The 18207-nt window shown below is 64.1% G+C and carries 17 protein-coding genes, 1 tRNA gene and 1 pseudogene; 1 reads left to right on the top strand and 18 read right to left on the bottom strand.

Features of this window, described 5'->3' with window-relative positions; all coding sequences use genetic code 11:
• Positions 1-24: 24 nt before the first annotated feature.
• From PJB24_RS01875 to PJB24_RS01835, 9 genes are all read right to left on the bottom strand, one after another.
• Positions 25-114: transfer RNA gene (locus tag PJB24_RS01875), tRNA-Ser, on the bottom strand.
• A 10-nt stretch (positions 115-124) separates the two neighbouring features.
• Complete coding sequence (pcaC, locus tag PJB24_RS01870; RefSeq protein WP_273842076.1) at positions 125-526, bottom strand: 4-carboxymuconolactone decarboxylase; 402 nt, start codon at positions 524-526, stop codon at positions 125-127.
• A complete protein-coding gene (gene pcaD, locus PJB24_RS01865) occupies positions 523-1281 on the bottom strand; it encodes a 3-oxoadipate enol-lactonase (protein ID WP_273842543.1) in 759 nt (252 codons plus the stop codon). Before pcaD ends, pcaC begins: the two co-directional genes overlap by 4 nt.
• A 2-nt stretch (positions 1282-1283) precedes the next feature.
• Complete coding sequence (gene pcaB, locus PJB24_RS01860) at positions 1284-2642, bottom strand: 3-carboxy-cis,cis-muconate cycloisomerase (protein WP_273842075.1); 1359 nt, start codon at positions 2640-2642, stop codon at positions 1284-1286.
• Positions 2639-3232 carry a protocatechuate 3,4-dioxygenase subunit alpha gene (gene pcaG / locus PJB24_RS01855; protein ID WP_273842073.1) on the bottom strand — a complete coding sequence of 198 codons (594 nt, stop codon included), beginning with the start codon at positions 3230-3232 and terminating at the stop codon, positions 2639-2641. Before pcaG ends, pcaB begins: the two co-directional genes overlap by 4 nt.
• Positions 3229-3930, bottom strand: coding sequence for a protocatechuate 3,4-dioxygenase subunit beta (pcaH, locus tag PJB24_RS01850; protein ID WP_420541868.1), 702 nt, complete (start codon positions 3928-3930; stop codon positions 3229-3231). The genes pcaG and pcaH overlap by 4 nt, the downstream gene beginning before the upstream one ends.
• 52 nt (positions 3931-3982) lie before the next feature.
• Complete coding sequence (locus tag PJB24_RS01845) at positions 3983-5218, bottom strand: thiolase family protein (protein ID WP_273842070.1); 1236 nt, start codon at positions 5216-5218, stop codon at positions 3983-3985.
• Between the two features lie 20 nt (positions 5219-5238).
• Positions 5239-6045: a CoA-transferase subunit beta gene (locus PJB24_RS01840; protein ID WP_273842068.1), complete on the bottom strand. Its 807-nt coding sequence runs from the start codon at positions 6043-6045 to the stop codon at positions 5239-5241.
• The gene (locus PJB24_RS01835; RefSeq protein ID WP_273842066.1) at positions 6042-6902 is read right to left on the bottom strand and encodes a CoA transferase subunit A; all 861 of its coding nucleotides are present in this window, start codon (positions 6900-6902) and stop codon (positions 6042-6044) included. Before PJB24_RS01835 ends, PJB24_RS01840 begins: the two co-directional genes overlap by 4 nt.
• A gap of 301 nt (positions 6903-7203) precedes the next feature.
• On the opposite strand from PJB24_RS01835, the gene PJB24_RS01830 reads away from it, so the two are divergent.
• A complete protein-coding gene (locus PJB24_RS01830; RefSeq protein ID WP_273842065.1) occupies positions 7204-7821 on the top strand; it encodes a hypothetical protein in 618 nt (205 codons plus the stop codon).
• A gap of 3 nt (positions 7822-7824) precedes the next feature.
• Here the strand turns inward: PJB24_RS01830 and PJB24_RS01825 are convergent, their stop codons facing one another.
• The 9 genes and pseudogenes from PJB24_RS01825 to PJB24_RS01785 form a co-directional block, all read right to left on the bottom strand.
• Complete coding sequence (locus tag PJB24_RS01825) at positions 7825-8664, bottom strand: sugar phosphate isomerase/epimerase family protein (RefSeq protein WP_273842062.1); 840 nt, start codon at positions 8662-8664, stop codon at positions 7825-7827.
• 81 nt (positions 8665-8745) lie between these two features.
• Positions 8746-9762 carry a zinc-binding dehydrogenase gene (locus PJB24_RS01820; RefSeq protein ID WP_273842541.1) on the bottom strand — a complete coding sequence of 339 codons (1017 nt, stop codon included), beginning with the start codon at positions 9760-9762 and terminating at the stop codon, positions 8746-8748.
• Positions 9763-9959: 197 nt separating this feature from the next.
• Complete coding sequence (locus PJB24_RS01815; RefSeq protein WP_273842060.1) at positions 9960-11306, bottom strand: MFS transporter; 1347 nt, start codon at positions 11304-11306, stop codon at positions 9960-9962.
• 545 nt (positions 11307-11851) lie between these two features.
• Positions 11852-12499: an isochorismatase family protein gene (locus tag PJB24_RS01810; RefSeq protein ID WP_273842059.1), complete on the bottom strand. Its 648-nt coding sequence runs from the start codon at positions 12497-12499 to the stop codon at positions 11852-11854.
• Positions 12496-13746, bottom strand: coding sequence for an MFS transporter (locus PJB24_RS01805; RefSeq protein ID WP_273842057.1), 1251 nt, complete (start codon positions 13744-13746; stop codon positions 12496-12498). Before PJB24_RS01805 ends, PJB24_RS01810 begins: the two co-directional genes overlap by 4 nt.
• A gap of 34 nt (positions 13747-13780) precedes the next feature.
• A complete protein-coding gene (gene pobA, locus PJB24_RS01800) occupies positions 13781-15013 on the bottom strand; it encodes a 4-hydroxybenzoate 3-monooxygenase (RefSeq protein WP_273842539.1) in 1233 nt (410 codons plus the stop codon).
• A 286-nt stretch (positions 15014-15299) separates the two neighbouring features.
• Positions 15300-16787 carry an MFS transporter gene (locus tag PJB24_RS01795; protein ID WP_273842054.1) on the bottom strand — a complete coding sequence of 496 codons (1488 nt, stop codon included), beginning with the start codon at positions 16785-16787 and terminating at the stop codon, positions 15300-15302.
• Between the two features lie 214 nt (positions 16788-17001).
• Positions 17002-17778, bottom strand: coding sequence for an inositol monophosphatase family protein (locus PJB24_RS01790; protein WP_273842053.1), 777 nt, complete (start codon positions 17776-17778; stop codon positions 17002-17004).
• Positions 17779-17926: 148 nt separating this feature from the next.
• A pseudogene (locus PJB24_RS01785) lies at positions 17927-18207 on the bottom strand (aminomethyl transferase family protein); the annotation flags it as partial.

The following is an 18207-nucleotide window of genomic DNA, read 5'->3' as shown; positions in this document are numbered from 1 at the left end:
CCAGAGAAGCGGCGTTCAGCGAAGCGGAGAGGGGGGGATTCGAACCCCCGGCGCCGGGATAACCGGCGCTACGGTTTTCGAGACCGCCGCATTAGTCCGCTCTGCCACCTCTCCGCGGGAGAGTTTAACCTACGTGTCCGCTCCCGTCAGGACCCCTCATCCCGGAGACCACCTCGCGCGCCGCGGCGAAGGCGGCGTTGGCGGCGGGCACCCCGCAGTAGACGGCGCTCTGCAGCAGGACCTCCTTTATCTCCGCGAGGCTCATCCCGTCCTCGAGCGCGGCCCGGATGTGCATCTTCAGCTCCTCGAGGTGCCCGAGCGCGACGAGCGCGGTGATGGTCATGCACCGGCGGGTCTTGCGGTCGAGGCCGGGGCGGGTCCAGATCCCGCCCCACGCGTAACGGGTGATGAACTCCTGGAAGTCCGCGGTGAGGTCGTCCGCGCTCGCGAGCGCCCGGTCGACGTGCTCGTCCCCGAGCACCTCCCGGCGTACCCTGAGCCCCTCCTCGTAGTCCCTTCCGCTCACGAGGTGAGGTGCTCCATTATGGCCCGGGTGACCTCCTCGGGATGCTCGATGTTCACCAGGTGCGCGGAATCCTCCACCACGATCATCCGCGCGTCGGGGATGGCGTCCCGGATGGCCTCGCCGTGCTCCGGTGGGGTCGAGGGGTCGTCGGCCGCGGCGATGACGAGCGTCGGGGCCTTTATCCGGCCGAGGCGGCCGCGCAGATCCATCTCCCGGATCGCCTCGCAGCAGCCCGCGTACCCCTCGGCCGGGGTCTCGCGCAGCATCCGACCGACCCTCTCGACCTTCTCCGGGTGCTCCCGGCGGAAGCGGGGGGTGAACCAGCGCTCGAGCACCATCTCCTCCATCACGGCGACGCCGTGCTCGCGGGCCGTCTCGGCCCGCTCGGTCCAGGTCTCCTTCGGCCCGAGGAGCGCCGAGGTGCAGCAGAGCACGAGCCGCTCGACGCGCCCGGGGACCTCGCTCGCGACCCACATCCCGACCATACCCCCGATCGAGAGCCCGCAGAAGGAGAACCGGTCGATCCCGAGCCGGTCCAGAAGTGCGAGCACGTCCCCGCCCAGATCGTCGATCGTGTACGGTCCCGGCGGGACCGGGGAGCCGTCGTGCCCCCGGTAGTCGTAGCGCACGAGGCGGAAGCGCTCCCGCAGCACCTCCGCCTGATCGTCCCACATCTCGAGCGTCGTGCCCAGGGAATTGGACAGCACCAGTACCGGCGCGTCCTCGGGACCCTCCAGCTCGTAATGCACCTCCACGCTCAACCCTGCACCTCCTTGCGGTATAGCTCCAGAGCCCGGTCCACGAAAGCCCTCGCAGACCCGAGATACCCCGCCGGGTCGAGAGCCCGATCGAGCTCCTCCCCGGAGAGCGCCCCGGCGATGGCCTCCTCGGCGAGAAGCTCCTCCCGGAAGGCCCCGCCCCCAGAGGCGGTCCGGCGCGCCGCCCGCTCGACGGCCTCGTGCGCCGCGAGCCGCCCGATGCGCCCCGCGGCCGCCGTGACGACCCGCTCGGCGAGGATTAGCCCCTCGGTCGCGCCCAGGTTCTGCCGCATCCTCTCCGGGTGGACCTCAAGCCCCTCCACCACCTCGCGCACCGCGCACACGGCCCCGCCGGCGTGGGCGAGCGCTCCGCCGAGTGCCTCCCACTCGGCGTGCCAGGAACCGAAGGCCGGCCGCTCGTGCTCGGTCGCCATCGCCTCCTGCAGGGTACTACAGAAGGCCCGCACCCGGCGGCAGCTCGCCGCGGCGGTCACGCAGAGGATGGGGTTGCGCTTGTGCGGGAGCGTAGAGGAGCCCCCGCGCCCCTCTCCGGCGGGCTCAGCGACCTCCCCCACCTCGGTCTGCGCCATGAGGATGACATCTCGGGAGATCTTCTCCAGCGCGCCCGCGAGCAGGGAGAGCGTCCCGCCGGTGCGGGCGATGCGCGAGCGCTCGGCGTGCCAGGGGAGCGCGGGCTCCGCAAGGTCGAGCAGCCGGGCGAAGTTCTCGAGCACCACGCCCCCCGCTTCCCCGAGCGAGGCGAGCGTCCCGGCCGCACCCCCGAGCTGAGCCGCGAGCCCGGTGCGGCGCACCTCCAGCAGAGCCCGGCGCGCCTCGAGCACCCCGGCGAGCCAGCCGGCGGCCTTGAGCCCGAAGGTCGTAGGGAGGGCCTGCTGCAGGAGCGTCCTCGCGGGCATGAGGGTCTCCCGGTGCTCCCCGGCGAGCCGGGCGCACGCTGCGCAGACGGCGTCCACCTCGGGCAGGAGCATGTCGAGGGTGCGCCGGAGGAGGAGCATCGCCGCCGTGTCGGTGATGTCCTGGCTCGTCGCGCCCCGGTGGACGTGGCGGGCGGCCTCCTCCGAGACCCCCGAGACCCGTGCGGTGAGCTCCTTCACCAGGGCCGGCACGGGATTCCCGGCGGCAGCGGCCCTCTCCCCGATCACCCGCGGGTCGTAGAGCTCGGCCCGGCAGCAGGCGGCTATGGCCCCGGCGTCCCGTTCGCCGATGAGCCCGGCCTCCGCCTCGGCGCGGGCGAGGGCCGCCTCCGCGTCGAGCATCGCCTGCAGCCACGCCCGGTCGGAGACGGCCTCGCGGAAGCGCTCGGGGACGAAGATGGGCCCGAAGAGCTCCCCGCTCATTCGGAGAGCTTGAAGAAGGCCGTCTGCCCCTCGCCCTGCAGGCGGATGTCGAAGCGGTAGAGGTTCCCGCCCTCCCTGTGGGCGATGAGGGTGTTCCTCATCCTCTCGTCCGCTATCGAGCGGAGCACGGGGTCTCCGGCGTTCGCCTCCGCCTCGTCTTCGAAGTAGATGCGGGTTATGAGCTGCTTCAGGAGCCCCCGGGCGAAGACCGCGACCATGATGTGCGGCGCCTGGGTCGTCCCTTCGGGGCCGGGAACGGGGCCGGGCTTGAGGGTGACGAACGAGAAGCGCCCCCCATCCACAGTACCTGAGCGGCCGAAGCCGTGGAAGCCTTCTTCGAGCGGGAGATCCTCCCGGTCGTCTGTGGGGTGGTCGTAGCGGCCGGAGGGTGCGGCCTGCCAGATCTCGACGAGCCCGTCCGTCACGGGGTCGCCCGCGCCGTCGTAGAGGGTGCCCTCGATCCTTATGGCCTGCGGATGATCCGGGGAGACGAGCTCCGACCAGTCCTCGCGCAGCAGACCCAGGCTCAGGTAGGGGCCGACCGTCTGCGAGGGGGTGAGACGCAGCTTTTGCACCTTCTCCTCCGTCATGCGTGCGGCCTCTCGAACGGGGTGGCGTAGCGGCCCTCGAGCACGATGTCGAAGCGGAAGCCGAGCGCCTCCTCCGGGATGGTCGCGTCGAGGTCGAAGGTCGAGATCATGCGCTCCCGCGCCTTCTCGTCGCGCACGGAGTTGAAGATCGGATCCTGGTAGAAGAGCGGATCCCCGGGGAAGTACATCTGGGTCACGAGCCGGCTCCTGAACGCCCGCCCGAACAGCGAGAAGTGGATGTGCGCCGGGCGCCAGGCGTTGTAGTGGTTCTGCCAGGGGTAGGCCCCGGGCTTTATGGTGACGAAGCGGTAGTAGCCGTCATCGTCGGTCAGGGTCCTTCCCGCCCCGCTGAAGTTCGGGTCTATCGGGGCCGGGTGCTGGTCGACTTTGTGCCGGTAGCGCCCGGCGGCGTTGGCCTGCCAGATCTCGACGAGGGTGTTCCTGACCGGGCGCCCGTCGCCGTCGAGGACCCGGCCGTGCACGATGATCTTCTGCCCCTGCGGCTCGCCCTCGTGCTGGCGGGTGAGGTCGTTGTCGAGCTCGCCCGGCCTGTGGTGCCCGTAGACCGGACCGGTGACGTCCGAGAGGGTCTTGGGCAGGATGATCAGGGGCTCCTTCGGCGCCCGGAGCCGCGTCCCGACGTAGTCGGGATAGAGGTATGGCGGCTGCTCGATCTCGTCCTCCTGCGGGACGAGGATCTTGCTCCGGTTCTCCGCTGGTTTATGCTGCACCGTCCTTCCGGCCTCCTCTCTAGTCCACCTTCTCGAGGACCATGGCGATACCCTGGCCCACCCCGATGCACATCGTCGCGAGCCCCAGCGTCGCGTCCTCCCTGCGCCGCATCTCGTGCACGAGCGTGGTGAGGAGGCGCGCCCCGGAGCATCCCAAAGGGTGTCCGAGCGCGATCGCTCCGCCGTTGGGGTTGAGCCTCTCGTCCTCGGGGTCCATCCCCCACTCGTAGAGCACGGCGAGGACCTGCGCCGCGAACGCTTCGTTCAGCTCGACGAGGTCGATGTCGTCCAGCGTTATGCCCGCCCGCTCGAGCGCCTTCCGCGTCGCGGGAACGGGCCCGATGCCCATCACCCGCGGCGGCACCCCGGCGACGCCTATGCTCCTTATCCTCGCCAGGGGCTCGAGGCCGTGAGCCTTCGCGTACTCCTTCGAGACGACGAGCACCGCCGCCGCCCCGTCGTTGAGGGGTGAGGAGTTCCCGGCGGTGACCGTCCCTCCCGGCTTGAAGACGGGCTTCAGTCTGGCGAGTTTCTCCAGGGAGGTGTCGCGCCTCGGCCCCTCGTCGGCCTCGACGAGACGCTCCTCTTTTCTGGTCTTCACCGTGACGGGGACTATCTCCTCGCGCAGCCGCTTTTCGTCCTGGGCGGCGATGGCCTTCCTGTGGCTGCCGAGGGCGAATCGGTCCTGCCTCTCGCGCGAGATCTCGTACTTCCCGGCGAGGTCCTCGACGAGGTTCTCGGCGGTCATCCCCAGAGAGTCGGTGTGGCCCCACTCCTCCATCTTCGGGTTGGTGAGCCGCCAGCCCAGAGTCGTGTCGTACATCGTGGTGTGCCCGGTGGGGTACGCCCTCTCGGGCTTCGGCATCACCCACGGCGCGCGGCTCATCGACTCGACCCCGCCGCCGACGTAGACGTCGGCCTCCCCGAGCATGACGGCGCGGGCGGCCTGCGCCACGGCCTCGAGCCCGGAGCCGCACAGCCTGTTCACCGTGGCCCCCGCCACCTCCAGGGGAAAGCCCGCCAGGATCAGGCTCATCCTCGCGACGTTGCGGTTGTCCTCTCCGGCCTGGTTGGCGCACCCGAAGTAGACGTCCTCGACCTCGGAGGGCGGGACGCCGGTGCGCCGCATGAGCTCGGAGAGGGCTATGGCCCCGAGGTCGTCGGGGCGTACCGGGGAGAGGGCCCCGCCGTGCCTGCCGACGGGCGTCCTCACCGCCCCGACGATCCAGGCTTCGTTTGCTCCTCCGTATGCCATCCGCTACAGGCTCCTCTCTCTCATCCCGCTCCTTCTTTCCTCGCCGCCTCGGTCTTCCTCCTGAGCTCGCGCAGGACCCCAAGCTCCTCTTCGGTGGGAGGAGCGGTGGTCTTCAGGTCGTCGGAGACGGCGAGATCCCAGCCGGTCTGCTCTCTCACCTGATCGACCTCCACGCCGGGGTGGACGGCGACGAGCTCGAGCTCCCTGCTCTCCTCCCGGGGCCTCAGGATGCCGAGGTCGGTTATGACCATGGTGGGGCCCGCCCCGGTGTAGCCGAGCCCTTCTCTGGACTTCCCGCCCTTGTAGTGCCCGACGGAGGTGAGGAAGTCCAGGTTCTCGACGAAGGCGCGCCTCTTGTGCCTCAGGATTATGATCACCTCTTTCGCCGAGGCGGCTATCTCGGGTGCGCCCCCGGCCCCGGGCAGCCTCACTTTGGGCTTCTGGTAGTCGCCTATGACGGTGGTGTTTATGTTGGCGTAGCGGTCTATCTGGGCCGCGCCCAGGAACCCCACGTCTATGCGACCGCCCTGCAACCAGTAGTTGAAGATCTCCGGCACCGTGACCACCGAGTCCGCGTGCTCGGCGAGCTCCCCGTCTCCTATGCTGAGCGGCAACACCTCGGGTTTTGCCCCTATGGTCCCGGACTCGTAGATGAGCATGCAGTTGGGGGCGTGGGTCTTCCTGGCCAGGTTCGCGGCCTCGGAGGGCAGCCCTATCCCGACGAAGCACAGCACCCCATCTCTGAGCTCCCTCGCGGCGGCGATGGACATCATCTCGTCCGCCGCGTAGTCCATCCGGGAGGACTTTTCTTCCTGATGGCTTCTCATCGGGAGACGATCCCCTCCTTTTCTATGCTCTTCAGGTGGGAGGCGTAGTCTTCGACCCCCATCACGTGGCGTTCCATCCACTCCATGAAGGTCTCCCTGTCACGGCTTATCCCGTCCCACGCCTCGTAGAAGGTGTTGTCGCGGTCGTAGTAGCCGTGGGCGTAGGATGGGTAGGCCCCCCTCGGGACCACGCACACCGCGTCTACGGCAACGTGCGGGATCACCGTCTGGAAGTGATGCGGCTCTATCTCGTCGACGACCTCCTCCACCGTGACGATCACCCTCTCCGCCGAGAGCGCGGCCTCCTTCTGGATGCCGACTATCCCCCAGAGGGCCACGTTGCCCTTTCTATCCGACTGCTGGGCGTGGATCACGGCGACGTCCGGGTTTATGGCCGGCACCGCCACGAGCTCTTCCCCGGTGAACGGACACTCTATGGGGGCTATCGTCTCGGTGACCCGGGAGAGGTCCGTACCCTTGTAGCCCCGCAGAACGGCGAAGGGAAGGCGGGAGGCGCCGGCCACGTAGCGGTTCGCCATCCCCGCGTGGGAGTGCTCCTCTATCTCCAGGGGGCAGGGCCAGCCATTCTCCACCGCGTCCCGGAAGCGGTGCAGCGAGCCCACCCCGGGGTTGCCGCCCCAGCTGAAGATGAGCTTCCCCGCGCACCCCATCCCGATCATCTGGTCGTAGACGAGGTCGGGGGTCATCCTGATCAGGGTGAGGTCCTTCTTTTGCTGGCGGATGATCTCGTGGGCGGCGGCGAAGGGTATCAGGTGCGTGAACCCCTCCAGCGCGACCGAATCCCCGTCCGAGATCAGGGAGGAGATGGCTTCACCAAGAGCTGCTATCTTATCCACCGTGAATCTCCATCAATCTATTATTCCTTGTTTCTGCCTTTCAGCTGTATCAGATCGCCCGGCGTATCCCCCTGTCCAGCCTTGCGCCAGAAACCCCTGACGGGGTCGTTCTCTCGACTCGCGTGGATTTCGAGATCCCACTCTCCACCTCTGTTTACCATTTTGTCAGCCGACAAGCCATAACACAAATACCGAATGAATGTTCTGGCCATATGCTGTGAGTATACCTTTATCGAGATCCGCATCCCCACGAACAGAAAGCGTTGAAACGCGGGACTGGAATATGACATACTCGTCGGACATGGATTACTGGTACGGATTCGGAACGTCGCTCGACCTCTCACAGGTATATGAGACCACGATTGCAGACAATGGCAGTGGTCTCTCGGCGCATTTCATCGTCGTGCCTTCCAGGTCTCTCGGAGGAAACTCTTATCTTTACCAGGATCCTGATCCCCTCCCGGAAAGGCTGGGTTTGCTGTGGCTGGCGGACATCCCACTCGGCCGCGTCACGCACAGCCTGGCGGCCTGCCTGGTGTCCGAAAACGTAGAGGAGTTCACGAGCCGGTTTGAAGGGCTCTTCGAGCGGGAGAGTGCGCACCCGAGTGTGGAGATGCCGGCACACTTCGCCTTTGCCGAATATCTGGTCTTCGCGAGAGTGATACCGTTCGAATGGTCCACCCCTCTGTCTGCTGATTCCCTGGGCAACATCCTCACGACGAAGGGCCGGGGCAGATCCGGGTACATGTATCATGGGGAGACCAGCACCCCCATGCTCACCGTGGCGATTCCAGAGGGGATGGTGATCTGCGGGTCTGCTCCGAAATTAACGCAAGCCCTCGAGGCCGGATTACGGGATCAGATCCTCGAATACGTGAAGAGTCGTTCCCGCAAAGATCGACCCGAAGCAGAGCGCTAAGCGTCAACCTACATCCAGGCCTTGGTGAAGTAGCTCATCTACTGCCTGCCATGCCCTGCGAGCGAACTCCACCGGGGTCAAGGTTTTCCGCAGCTCCATATTCGGGGCTTCGACGCTGACTGGCATCTCTGGAGGTAGAGACTCAAGGATCTCTCTCAATGGCAATTCACCTTCCCCCGGCAACAGACGCAGAGCCCGACTCTCAAGTTGCAGATCGGTACCATCGGTCGACTGTCCGCGTGGAAGTCTCTGAGGCCGTGGCAAGCCGGTGGGAGGAGACAGTGGAGCATCGCACAACTGCAGGTAGGAGAACAACTGCGGATCCAGCGCACGCAGCATTCCGAGGTCGCCGCCGTAGCGCTGGAAATGCAGACAGTCCAGCAGTATCCCTCCACCTCCGGATCTCCGTGCTATGTGTATTGCATCCTTGAGGTTCGAGACTCTGGTGTAGGGGATCGGCTCGATCAATGGACGCAGGCCGTAGGAACGTGCGTTGGAACTCAGGACAGCGAACGTCTCGGAGGCTCGCTCAAGGTCTGGATCGTCGCTGTTGACGGTGAGATACCGAGCTCCGAGAAGGGCTCCTGTCTCAAGGATATGCTCGTAGTCGTCAAGGGTCGTTTCGGGGCCGATACGCAACACCTCGACATCGAGAACCCGGATGCCCGTATCCTTCAGCAGACGTAGGGTCTCTTCTAACATGGGCGACCCCTGCTTCATGGGCCAGGGTTTCTCTTCCGGACCCGCCGCAGAAACACGCAGACCGACACAATCGAATCCGGCCTTTGCTGCGATGACCACAAGTTCGGGTGGCGAGACATCCAGCATCGTCAGATGGTCCATGCCCACCTCTCGCTTCGGCCTCATTCGTTCCTCCCAGGTGCCATACCGGTACGCACCGCGTTCACTCGTACAAATCGGGCATCACGGAACTAGCATCGCTTTGACGACCCGTCCCCCACCAGTCACCTCGAAAGCCTTCCGGGCATCCCGCAGCGGATATCTGGAGATCAGAGGTCCAGGATCCACGGCACCACTACTCAAAAGAGACAGTGCGGTACGATAGTCGGCATAGCTGCAACTATAGCTGAACACGACATCAAGCTCCCTGCGCACCGCCGAAGTCGGATAAAAGGACATCTGCTCAGCATAGAGGCCGACCACTATTATCTTTCCTCCCGGCCGCACAGATTCCAGCGCCGAGCCGAGCGCTCTGACGGATCCGGAACTTTCTATCCAGAAGTCTGGAGCGTTTCCTCCAAAACCATCGCGCAAATATGCTTCCAGCGGCGCCTCGCTGAGGTTTGCGGTTTCCAGCCCCACACGTTCTGCAGCAGGCAGTCGCCACGCTGAATCCCGCTCCACCCCTGTCAGAAGAACCTCCGCCCCGCCGAGGTCGGCCAACATCCCGCAAAGCACCCCGATGGGCCCAGGTCCCGACACCACCACTTTCTGGCCCGGCTTTATACAAGCTCGCGTGAACACCGCATGGACGGCCACGGCCAGCGGCTCGCAGAGCGCGGCCAAACCGAGGTCGAGTTCCGAAGGAACGGGTACGAGCTGCCACTCAGGCACCACGGCGTACTCGGCCATTCCCCCGTCGCAGGATAGTCCGACGAGCTCGCGCTGCGGACAGAGCTGCGTGACACCGGAACGACAGAAGTCACAACTACCGCAGCCCTGTATCGCGATAGGAACGACTCGATCACCCGGACTTACGAGATGCACATCCTGCCCAACCGCCTCAACGGTACCCGAGAATTCATGGCCCAGCGTCACCGGAGGTTGGATCCATTCGAACCCCGGATCAGACCTGAAAGCGTGCAGATCGCTTCCACATATCCCACACGCTGCCACCCGGAGCAAGACCTCACCAGCCCCCGGGGTGGGTATCGGTCTATCCGTAACCTCAGCCTCTCCCGAGAGGCGACCGGTCTTCACGAAAGCCTTCAACGGCTGACCTTCGACTTCTTCAGAACATAACCCACAGCCTCAACCACCAAGCGTCAAGTACATGGCCTCGTACAACTGGAGTCCTCCCTTATGTCGTCAAGCTGCGGCGCAACTGTTCATCAATGCGACCTCCCGAGAGATGTCAGAAGGAGCGGCCGGAGGCCTCCGGCCGCTCCAGGTATTCCTCACTGAACTCTCGGCCTGGCTGTGATCCCGCGCGACTCGTGCTCCGCCGCCTCCGTAAGATCACGACGGAAATTCTCTCTGGTCACATAGATACATATACAAGAGATCAGACAGGCAAAAACGAAGTATGTGGCAGCGAGCGGCCAGCCCCCCGCAGCAGTCAAGGCACCCGCGATGAGTGGTGTGAAGCCGGTGATCGCGCCTCCCAACTGATGCCCTATCGCAACCCCGCTGTAGCGATCCTTCGAGCCGAAGAGTTCAGAGAAGAAAGACGACTCCACGGCATCATTGAGGTCGTGGGAGATGTTTATGATGAAAAAGAATGCCAGGAATATAAGGATCACCGAACGTGTCTGCAGCGCCCAGAAGAAGGGGAAAATGATCAGAGCTCCTACAACCGCCCCCGCAAGGTATATCGGACGCCGCCCGATACGGTCGGATATCGCCCCATATATCGGCTTGCTAACGAATCCCAGCGCGGCGGTTACGAGGATGCAGGCAAGCATCGTCGTATTGGAGATGCCCAGCTGATCGGTTGCATAGGAGAGTGCGAAGACTGTCGCCCCATAATAGGTCGTGTTTATGGCCAGTCGCATACCCATGATGAGCAGCACGTTTCTGCCTTCACCGCTACGGAAAAGCTCCAGAAGAGGGGTCCGCGGCTCACGGTGTTCTTCTTTGATCTCCTCGAATACCGGCGACTCAGCGATCTTGAGCCGGATCACGAGCCCGATCGCCACCACGACAGCGCTCAGCAGGAATGGCACTCGCCATCCCCAGGACAGAAACTGATCCTGAGGAAGTCCTGAAAATATGGCAAACACACCGGTGGAAAGCAGCGTTCCCGCAGACGGCCCAACCTGCGGCCAACTCCCGTAGAACCCTCTACGTTCTACGGGCGCGTGCTCGATTACCATCAGCGCTCCACCAGCCCACTCTCCTCCAACGGAGAAGCCTTGCAAACACCGGAGTAATACAAGCAGGACAGGAGCCCATATGCCTATTGAGCTGTACGTCGGAAGACAACCGATAAGTACCGTCGCAATCCCCATCACTCCCAGTGTGATGACCAGCATGGCCTTGCGTCCCACCTTGTCACCAAAGTGTCCGAAAAACGCTCCTCCCAGAGGCCGGAAGAGAAAACCTACCCCAAACGTGGCAAAGGCCTCCAACGTTCCAACGAGAGAGCTGGCATTGGGGAAAAACAACTTCCCGAGAACCAGCGCAGTAGCCGTCCCGTAAATGAAGAAGTCGTACCATTCCATGACGGATCCCACGAAGCTCGCAAGAGCCACCTTGCGAATCGTCGTCGGCGGATGAACAACCTCTCCGCCAATCCTCTCCACCTTTTCTCCTCCTTCCTCCGACGTATCTGTGTCCACCTACAAAGAATTATCAAGACCCATCTGCAGACAACCCAACAATGTCATGTAACCTCACGAACTCAGCGGCCCAGCGTCACGCCTAGAAAGTGACAAAGACAGCTCACTAAACGTTTTCGCCGAATTTCTCATGAACCTCTCGATTTCCCCACTTCCCCTCTACCTCTCGCTCTAACTGTGGCAGGTATTCTGCCTGGTCCATAGCTATAGGTCAAATACAAAATACATCTACTAGATATATTTTGTTGGTATATGCAAGTCATAGAGCCCGGGATCTCTTCGCTCGTCCACCATGTTCTTTTATCTCAACGAAGCCACGCTCCACTGAAGGCATTTAGAAACGATATTATCTTATACCATGAGCGAACCGGCACTCAATAAGACAACCAGCGTGTTTTCATTCGCTCTGGCACATCGGTTGGTGTCTTGGGGATAAAAGTCGCGGTTCGTTATTTCAGAGGACAACGATGACCAAGCAACCGCCCCCTGCTTCGGGCATTCAGACGGGTTCAAATACAGGATTCGATCTCCTGCAGTATCTCCCGGGTCGAGGCCACCCGGCCGAACGCGCGCGAGATGCTCTCGAGCGTCGCGGCGTGCGAGGGCTCGTCCAGCCCGCCGTTGGCGTCGCTCGCGAAGACGACCTTGAAGTCGCGCATGAAGGCGCTTCTGGCGGTGCTCTCGCAGCAGATGTTCGTCACGGTGCCGGTGATGATCAGGGTGTCTACAGCGTTCAGCCCCCACGCGGTGCGCAGTATGGTCTCAAGGTCGGTGTTGTAGAAGGCGTCGTAGCGGTGTTTGCTGACCACGAACTCGTCCGGTCGGGGTTGAAGCTCCTCGACTACCTGCGCCCCCCGGCTCCCCTCCCTCATGCCCTCCTTCCTGAGCCGGGGCTGGAGGGCGACCTCGAGCGGCGAGACGTCGAAGGCGTCGTAGAGCACGTGCCGGGTGAAGACGACCGGGATGCCCGAGTCGCGCGCGGCGTCGACCAACCGGCGGATGTTCGGCAGGCACTTCCTGGCGAGGGGGACCTCCATCACGCCCCCCTCGCGCACGAAGTCGTTCTGCATGTCGATCACGAGCAAGGCGGAGCTTCCCGGACGCACGGTCCAGTCTAGTCCCCCGCTCCCGATAGAGCTCTTCACGCCACGGCTCAATGCACAACCTTCCCGGCGGAGACCTCCCGGCGCCCGACCCGCACCGGCGCGGTCTCCTTTATCCCGAAGGCCAGAAGCGCACACACGAAAGAACCACCCGCAGCTATCCACAAAGGAGCGGCTATCCCGAAGTGGTCCGCAGCCACACCGGCCAACGTTGGAGCCACCGTCCCGCCCACGAGCTCCCCTATGAGCTGCGTGAGCCCCACCGCCGTCGCAACGTAGGCCGCGGGCAGCGACTCACCGGGGATTATCGCCATGAAGATGGGAAACGCCCCCTGCCCGAGGGCCGTCAGAAAGCCTATCACCATCATCTCCTGTACCGGGGCGTGTATCAGCGCCAGGCATATGGGCGAGAGCGTGGTTATGAAGGCGAAGGCTATGAGCGTGGGCTTCCGGCCCACCCGGTCGGAGATAGCAGGTCCCACGAAACCCCAGACGAAAGTCCCGAAGCCCACAGCACCCATGATGAGCCCCATGTCCGTCGGGGAGTAGTGCGCCCCTTCGGTGAGAAACGTCGGCGCGAAGCTGGTGAAGGCGAAAAGCCAGGTCATGAAGAACGCCGAGATGAGAACGCAGAACCACACGTTGCGGTTTCTGAAGACCATCCCGAAGTCGCTCCTTCGGATGCGGCCGTGCTCCTCCACTCCGGCCGTCCTCGCGGGCTCGCGCATGTACTTCAAGAGGACGAAGAACATAACCAGCCCCGGCACCCCGACCAGGTAGAACGCGTAGTGCCAGGAGTAGTGCACGGCGATGGCCGTGACGATTATCGGTGTGAGGGTGGAACCGATGAGCCCCGTGGAGCTCTGCACGAAGCCCAGATTGAACCCGCGCCTCTCTTCGGAGGACTCGGCTATCACGCTGGCCTGCGCTATCGGCAGCACCGGCCCCTCGGAGACGCCCATGAGCCCTCTCACCACGATCAGCATGATGAAGCTCCTGGCGAGACCCGAGAGGAACGAGAACAGCGAAAACGCCAGCGTGATCGGCAAAAGCACCTTCTTCCTCGAGCCGATGAGATCCGAGAAAGACCCAAACACAAACCCCGAGATGGCCCAGCAGACCGCCAGCACAGAGACGATGAGGCCTATCTCGGTGTTGTTGAGCTTGAGATCCGGAGCGATGAACGGGAAAAGGTAGACCACGCTCAGACGCTCCATAAAAACGAAACCGAAGACGAAGAACATCATCAAAACTACCGCGTTCTCGTAGCGGAAGAATGTGCTCCTCTGCCGCTCTTCCATCATCGCTCTCCTTTCCCTCTAAACGGCGGCAAATCTATCTACTGCCCGTGTGCGGCTCCGAAAGGTACTCCTCCCCGCCGAGCACCTCCTCGAACTCCGGGTCGAAGGGCAACCCGGTGTAGTTCTCGGCGAGGCTCTCGGAGGCGGCCCGGGAGCCCGTGACGTAGTCGAGCTCGGCGATCTGCAGCCTAATCTGGAAGGGATCGTCCCCGGGGAAGCGGTGCAGCATCGAGGTCATCCACCACGAGAAGCGGCTCGCCTTCCATACCCGCCGCAGGCAGACCTCCGAGTAGCGCTCGATGAGCTCCTCGCTGCCGCGGGCGTAGTACTCGCCCAAGGCCCGCGCGAGCACCCTGACGTCGGAGGCGGCCAGGTTCATCCCCTTGGCCCCGGTGGGCGGGACGATGTGCGCGGCGTCTCCGGCGAGAAAGAGCCTGCCGTGGCGCATCGGCTCGGCGACGTAGCTGCGCATCGCCACGACATTCTTCTCGATGATCGGGCCCTCCACCAGCCGCCAGCCGTCGAGCGCGACCCGCGCCTGCATCTCCTCCCAGATCCTCTCCTCGCTCCATGCATCCGGGTCCTCGTGAGGGTCGCACTGGAAGTACATTCGCTGTATCCGCGGCGAGCGGGTGCTTATGAGCGCGAAGCCGCGCTCGTGGTTGGTGTAGATGAGCTCCTCCGTCGAGGGCGGAGCCTCGACGAGTATCCCGAACCACCCGAAGGGATAGAACCTCTCGTACTCGCGCAGAGTCCCCTCCGGAACCGAACGTCGACTCACCCCGTGGAAGCCGTCCGCCCCGACCACGAAGTCGCAGACGAGCTCTTCCTGCTCTCCATCCTTCTCGAAGCGGACCTTCGGATTCTCGCTCTCGAGGTCAGAGATCGAGACGGCAGGGGCCTCGAAGTAAACCTCCCCACCCGCCTCGAGCCGGGCTTTTATCAGGTCTTTGACCACCTCGTGCTGGCCGTAGATGGTGATGGATCTCCCGACGAGATCCTCGAAGTCCACCCTCTCCCTGCGGCCTCCGAACTGGAGGTTTATCCCGCGGTGGACGGAACCCTCCCGGCGCATGCGTTCTCCGAGGCCGGTCCTCTCCAGAAGGTCCGCCGTCCCCTGCTCGAGCACGCCGGCCCGGATCTCGGTCTCGAGCGTCCTGCGGCTGCGGCGCTCGAGAACCACCGATTCGATCCCCTGCAGGTGCAGGAGGTGCGAGAGCAGAAGCCCCGCCGGTCCTCCACCTACTATGCCTACCTGAGTGCGTATCTTTCTCCCACCTTTCTCTCTTTCTCACCGTATCCGCGTGCCCCCGGCATCCGCAGGTCCACACCCAGCCTCGACCGCAGCACCCAATCACACACCTTCAAAACCGCGGGCGAACCAACCCGACCGGGAGCCAGACTCCGGGAGACATGCCCTCCTCCTTCCGTAGCCCGACAGGGCGCGCGGGTCTACTCCGCCCCTTTCGGCATCAGTATCTCTCCGGCTGAGTCATAGCGCAAATACCTGTCATATAACCTGGCCATATCGCCGACGTATATCTTTGCGACGTTCAGCCCTGAGTTCGGTATCCGGAGACCCTGGAGGTCTCCTCCGTGGGTGCCCTGCGGGTCCGGCGGGTCTCGCGAACGAACAGCAGCAGGATGAACCCGCAGAAGATGAGCGCGGTGTCCAGGAAGAGGGCGGCGTGCCAGTTGCCCGTGGCGTCGCGGAGTGCGCCGCTGATGGACGGGGAGAGTATGGCGCCCATCTCGCCGATCAGGTTCATCATCCCGAACATCGCGCCGAGGTAGGCCGGGTTCGTCAGGTCGGCGGCGAGCGCCTGGGCCATCGGCTGGAGGGCGTTGAAGAAGAGGCTGGCGAAGAAGATCAGGGCGCCGAGCGCAGCGAGTGCGCCGCCGCCCTTCGCCACGTAGACGGAGAAGGCGAGGGTGAGCACCCCCTGGATGAAGGTGAAGGCGATGAGCATCCCCTTGCGCCCCCACCCCCGCCGCTTGGTGTAGTCGGCGAGCCAGCCTCCGGCCGGGTAGCCGATTATCCCGGCGAGACCGAAGAAGAGCGCGGTCAGTGCAGCCTGCAGGAACGTGGAGCCGGCGGCCGCCTGCGAGACGATCGAGACCGACCAGAAGCTGAAGAACCAGAGGTTCCACAGTATCGGTATGAAGGCGAGGTAGATCAGGAACAGCGAGCGGTCGTAGAGCACGGGGCCTATCCGCCCGCCCAGCCGGACGAAGACCAGAGCCACGAGGGCCAGGGCCACGACCGTTATGATCACGGCCACCCCCCAGTCCGGCAGTCCGGCGCGGATGGCGAAGAAGTAGGTGGCTATTATGATGACGAAGAAGGCTACGGCGTAACCGATCAGAGCCCCGAAGGCAGAGGGGTATGCCGGGGAGAAGCGGTGAGGTTCTCCCTGCCCGCTGAAGAAGCGGTGCATCCCGAGCCCGATGAGGAGCGCGATCACGCCGAGCACGATGAATGGCATCCTCCACGCCCCGCCCGTCCCGAACACCGAAGATCCGAAGCCGAGCAGCGGAGAGACGGTGAGGTACGCAAGGGTTATGCCTATGGAGAGCCCTGTTATCACCACGCCCATGCCGAGGCTGCGTTTCTCGAACGGGGTCTGGGTGGTTATGATGCTGCGGTCGTTGGAGTAGAACATCCCCGTACCGAGCCCGGTGATCGCACGCAGGGCGACGAGACCGAGTATCGCAGTCGCAAGCCCGCTCAGGACGGTGGCCACCCCGGTCCACACGATGCTTATGACGACCACCGTACGGTGCCCGAACCTGTCGCCGATATACCCGCCGGGAAACTGCATCAGGGCGTACCCGGCGAAGAGCAGGCTTCCGACCAGCCCGCCGAGCGCGTAGGGATTTTGCACCCCCTGGAAGAGCGGAACCTTGTTGTCGATCATGTAGCTCACGACCGGGCCGGTGATCGTGCGGTCGAGCCCGCTCGCCACCCACCCGAGCATGAGCCAGACCCAGAGCCCCCGGTACCCGGGGTAGGGTGCGGTTCGTCCGCCGGTCGTCTCCATGAGATCCTCCTTCCTCCCCGGTGAGATCCGTCACTCCCGCGGAATACCGCGCACACACCGGAGCCTCCCACATCACCCGACGTTCGTATTCTGCGGTACCGACGCACCCAAGGTCCAATACCGGTTCGATGTTACAGATATATCTTTCGGGTATGCCAGAGACGGGACGCCGGAGGAGAGGCCGCTTCAGCTTTGGCCCGGGGGCCGGCTGGGGTTATCCGGAGGTGTTGCCTATGACCTCGAGCATCCCCTGGTGCAGCGGTCCGTTGCTCGCGAGTATCTCCCGGTCCTCCACGTCCGGTGGATCACCGCGGTAATCCGTCACCCGCCCGCCGGCCTCCTCCAGGATCAGGGCCCCGGCCGCCACGTCCCACGGCCAGACGCCGCGCTCGTAGTAGCCGTCGAGCCGGCCGCAGGCCACGTAGCAGAGGTCTATGGCGGCGGAGCCCAGCCTCCTGATGCTGCGCGTGCGCGAGGCGAAGCGCCCGAAGAACTCCAGAGCCTCCGGCAGCTCGCTCCTGTCGTAGGGAAAACCGGTGGCCAGGAGGGCGTGGATGAGCTCGCCGGTCTTCGTGGGCGTGATGGGTTTGCCGTTCAGGAAGGCTCCTTCGCCACGCCGGGCGGTGAACAGCTCGTCTCTCATAGGATCGTAGACGACGCCGAGGACGAGGTCGTCCCCCCTCTGCAGGGCGATGGAGACGGCGAAGATGGGCAGGTCGTGGGCGAAGTTGATCGTCCCGTCGAGAGGATCGACGATCCAGCGCGCCTCATCCTCCCCGGCCGTCTGGCCGCTCTCCTCGGCCAGCATGCCGTAGGCGGGGAAAGCGCCGAGAAGGGCCTCCTTGATCAGACGCTCCGACTCCTCGTCTGTCTCCGTGACCAGATCCACCTCACCCTTGTACCGGACTTTCCCTCCCCTACCGAAGCCGGCGCGCAGCACCTCTCCCGCCGCCCTCGCCGTCTCGATCGCCGCCTCGAGCTCGTCAGCCAACCGGTTCTCCTTCCGTTCCGCCGGACATCTGCCTCTTCATGGTAGAGACGACCGGGAAGAGAGACAACCAGGCAGACGGCAGGCTGCGCCTGTATAGAGATACTGGAACCTCTGCGAAGATCCGTCCGCCGCTCTGATTTCGTTTTTATTATCTGCGGTAGGCGGTGCGTGCGTACTCGACCAGGGGAGCGGGCTGCACGGTGGCCCTTATCTCCACTTGCCTGTGCTCCTCTACCGTGGGCTTGGTGCTGTTGGGCTCCTCTCCCCACAGAAGGGTGAGCTGTGTGCCGGGCTCTGCCTGTTCTTCTTCTACTACCGCCAAAGAGAGCATCGACCTCTCGTTGTAGCTGTAGCCGGTGTAGGTGGAGACTCCTACCACCCGCCCGTCTTTCTCTACCCTGTCGTAGGGCAGCGTGGCGTAGTTAGAGA

This window comes from Rubrobacter calidifluminis, from assembly GCF_028617075.1.
GTDB classification, from domain to species: Bacteria; Actinomycetota; Rubrobacteria; order Rubrobacterales; family Rubrobacteraceae; genus Rubrobacter_E; species Rubrobacter_E calidifluminis.
This window is presented reverse-complemented; position numbering and strand designations above follow the sequence as displayed.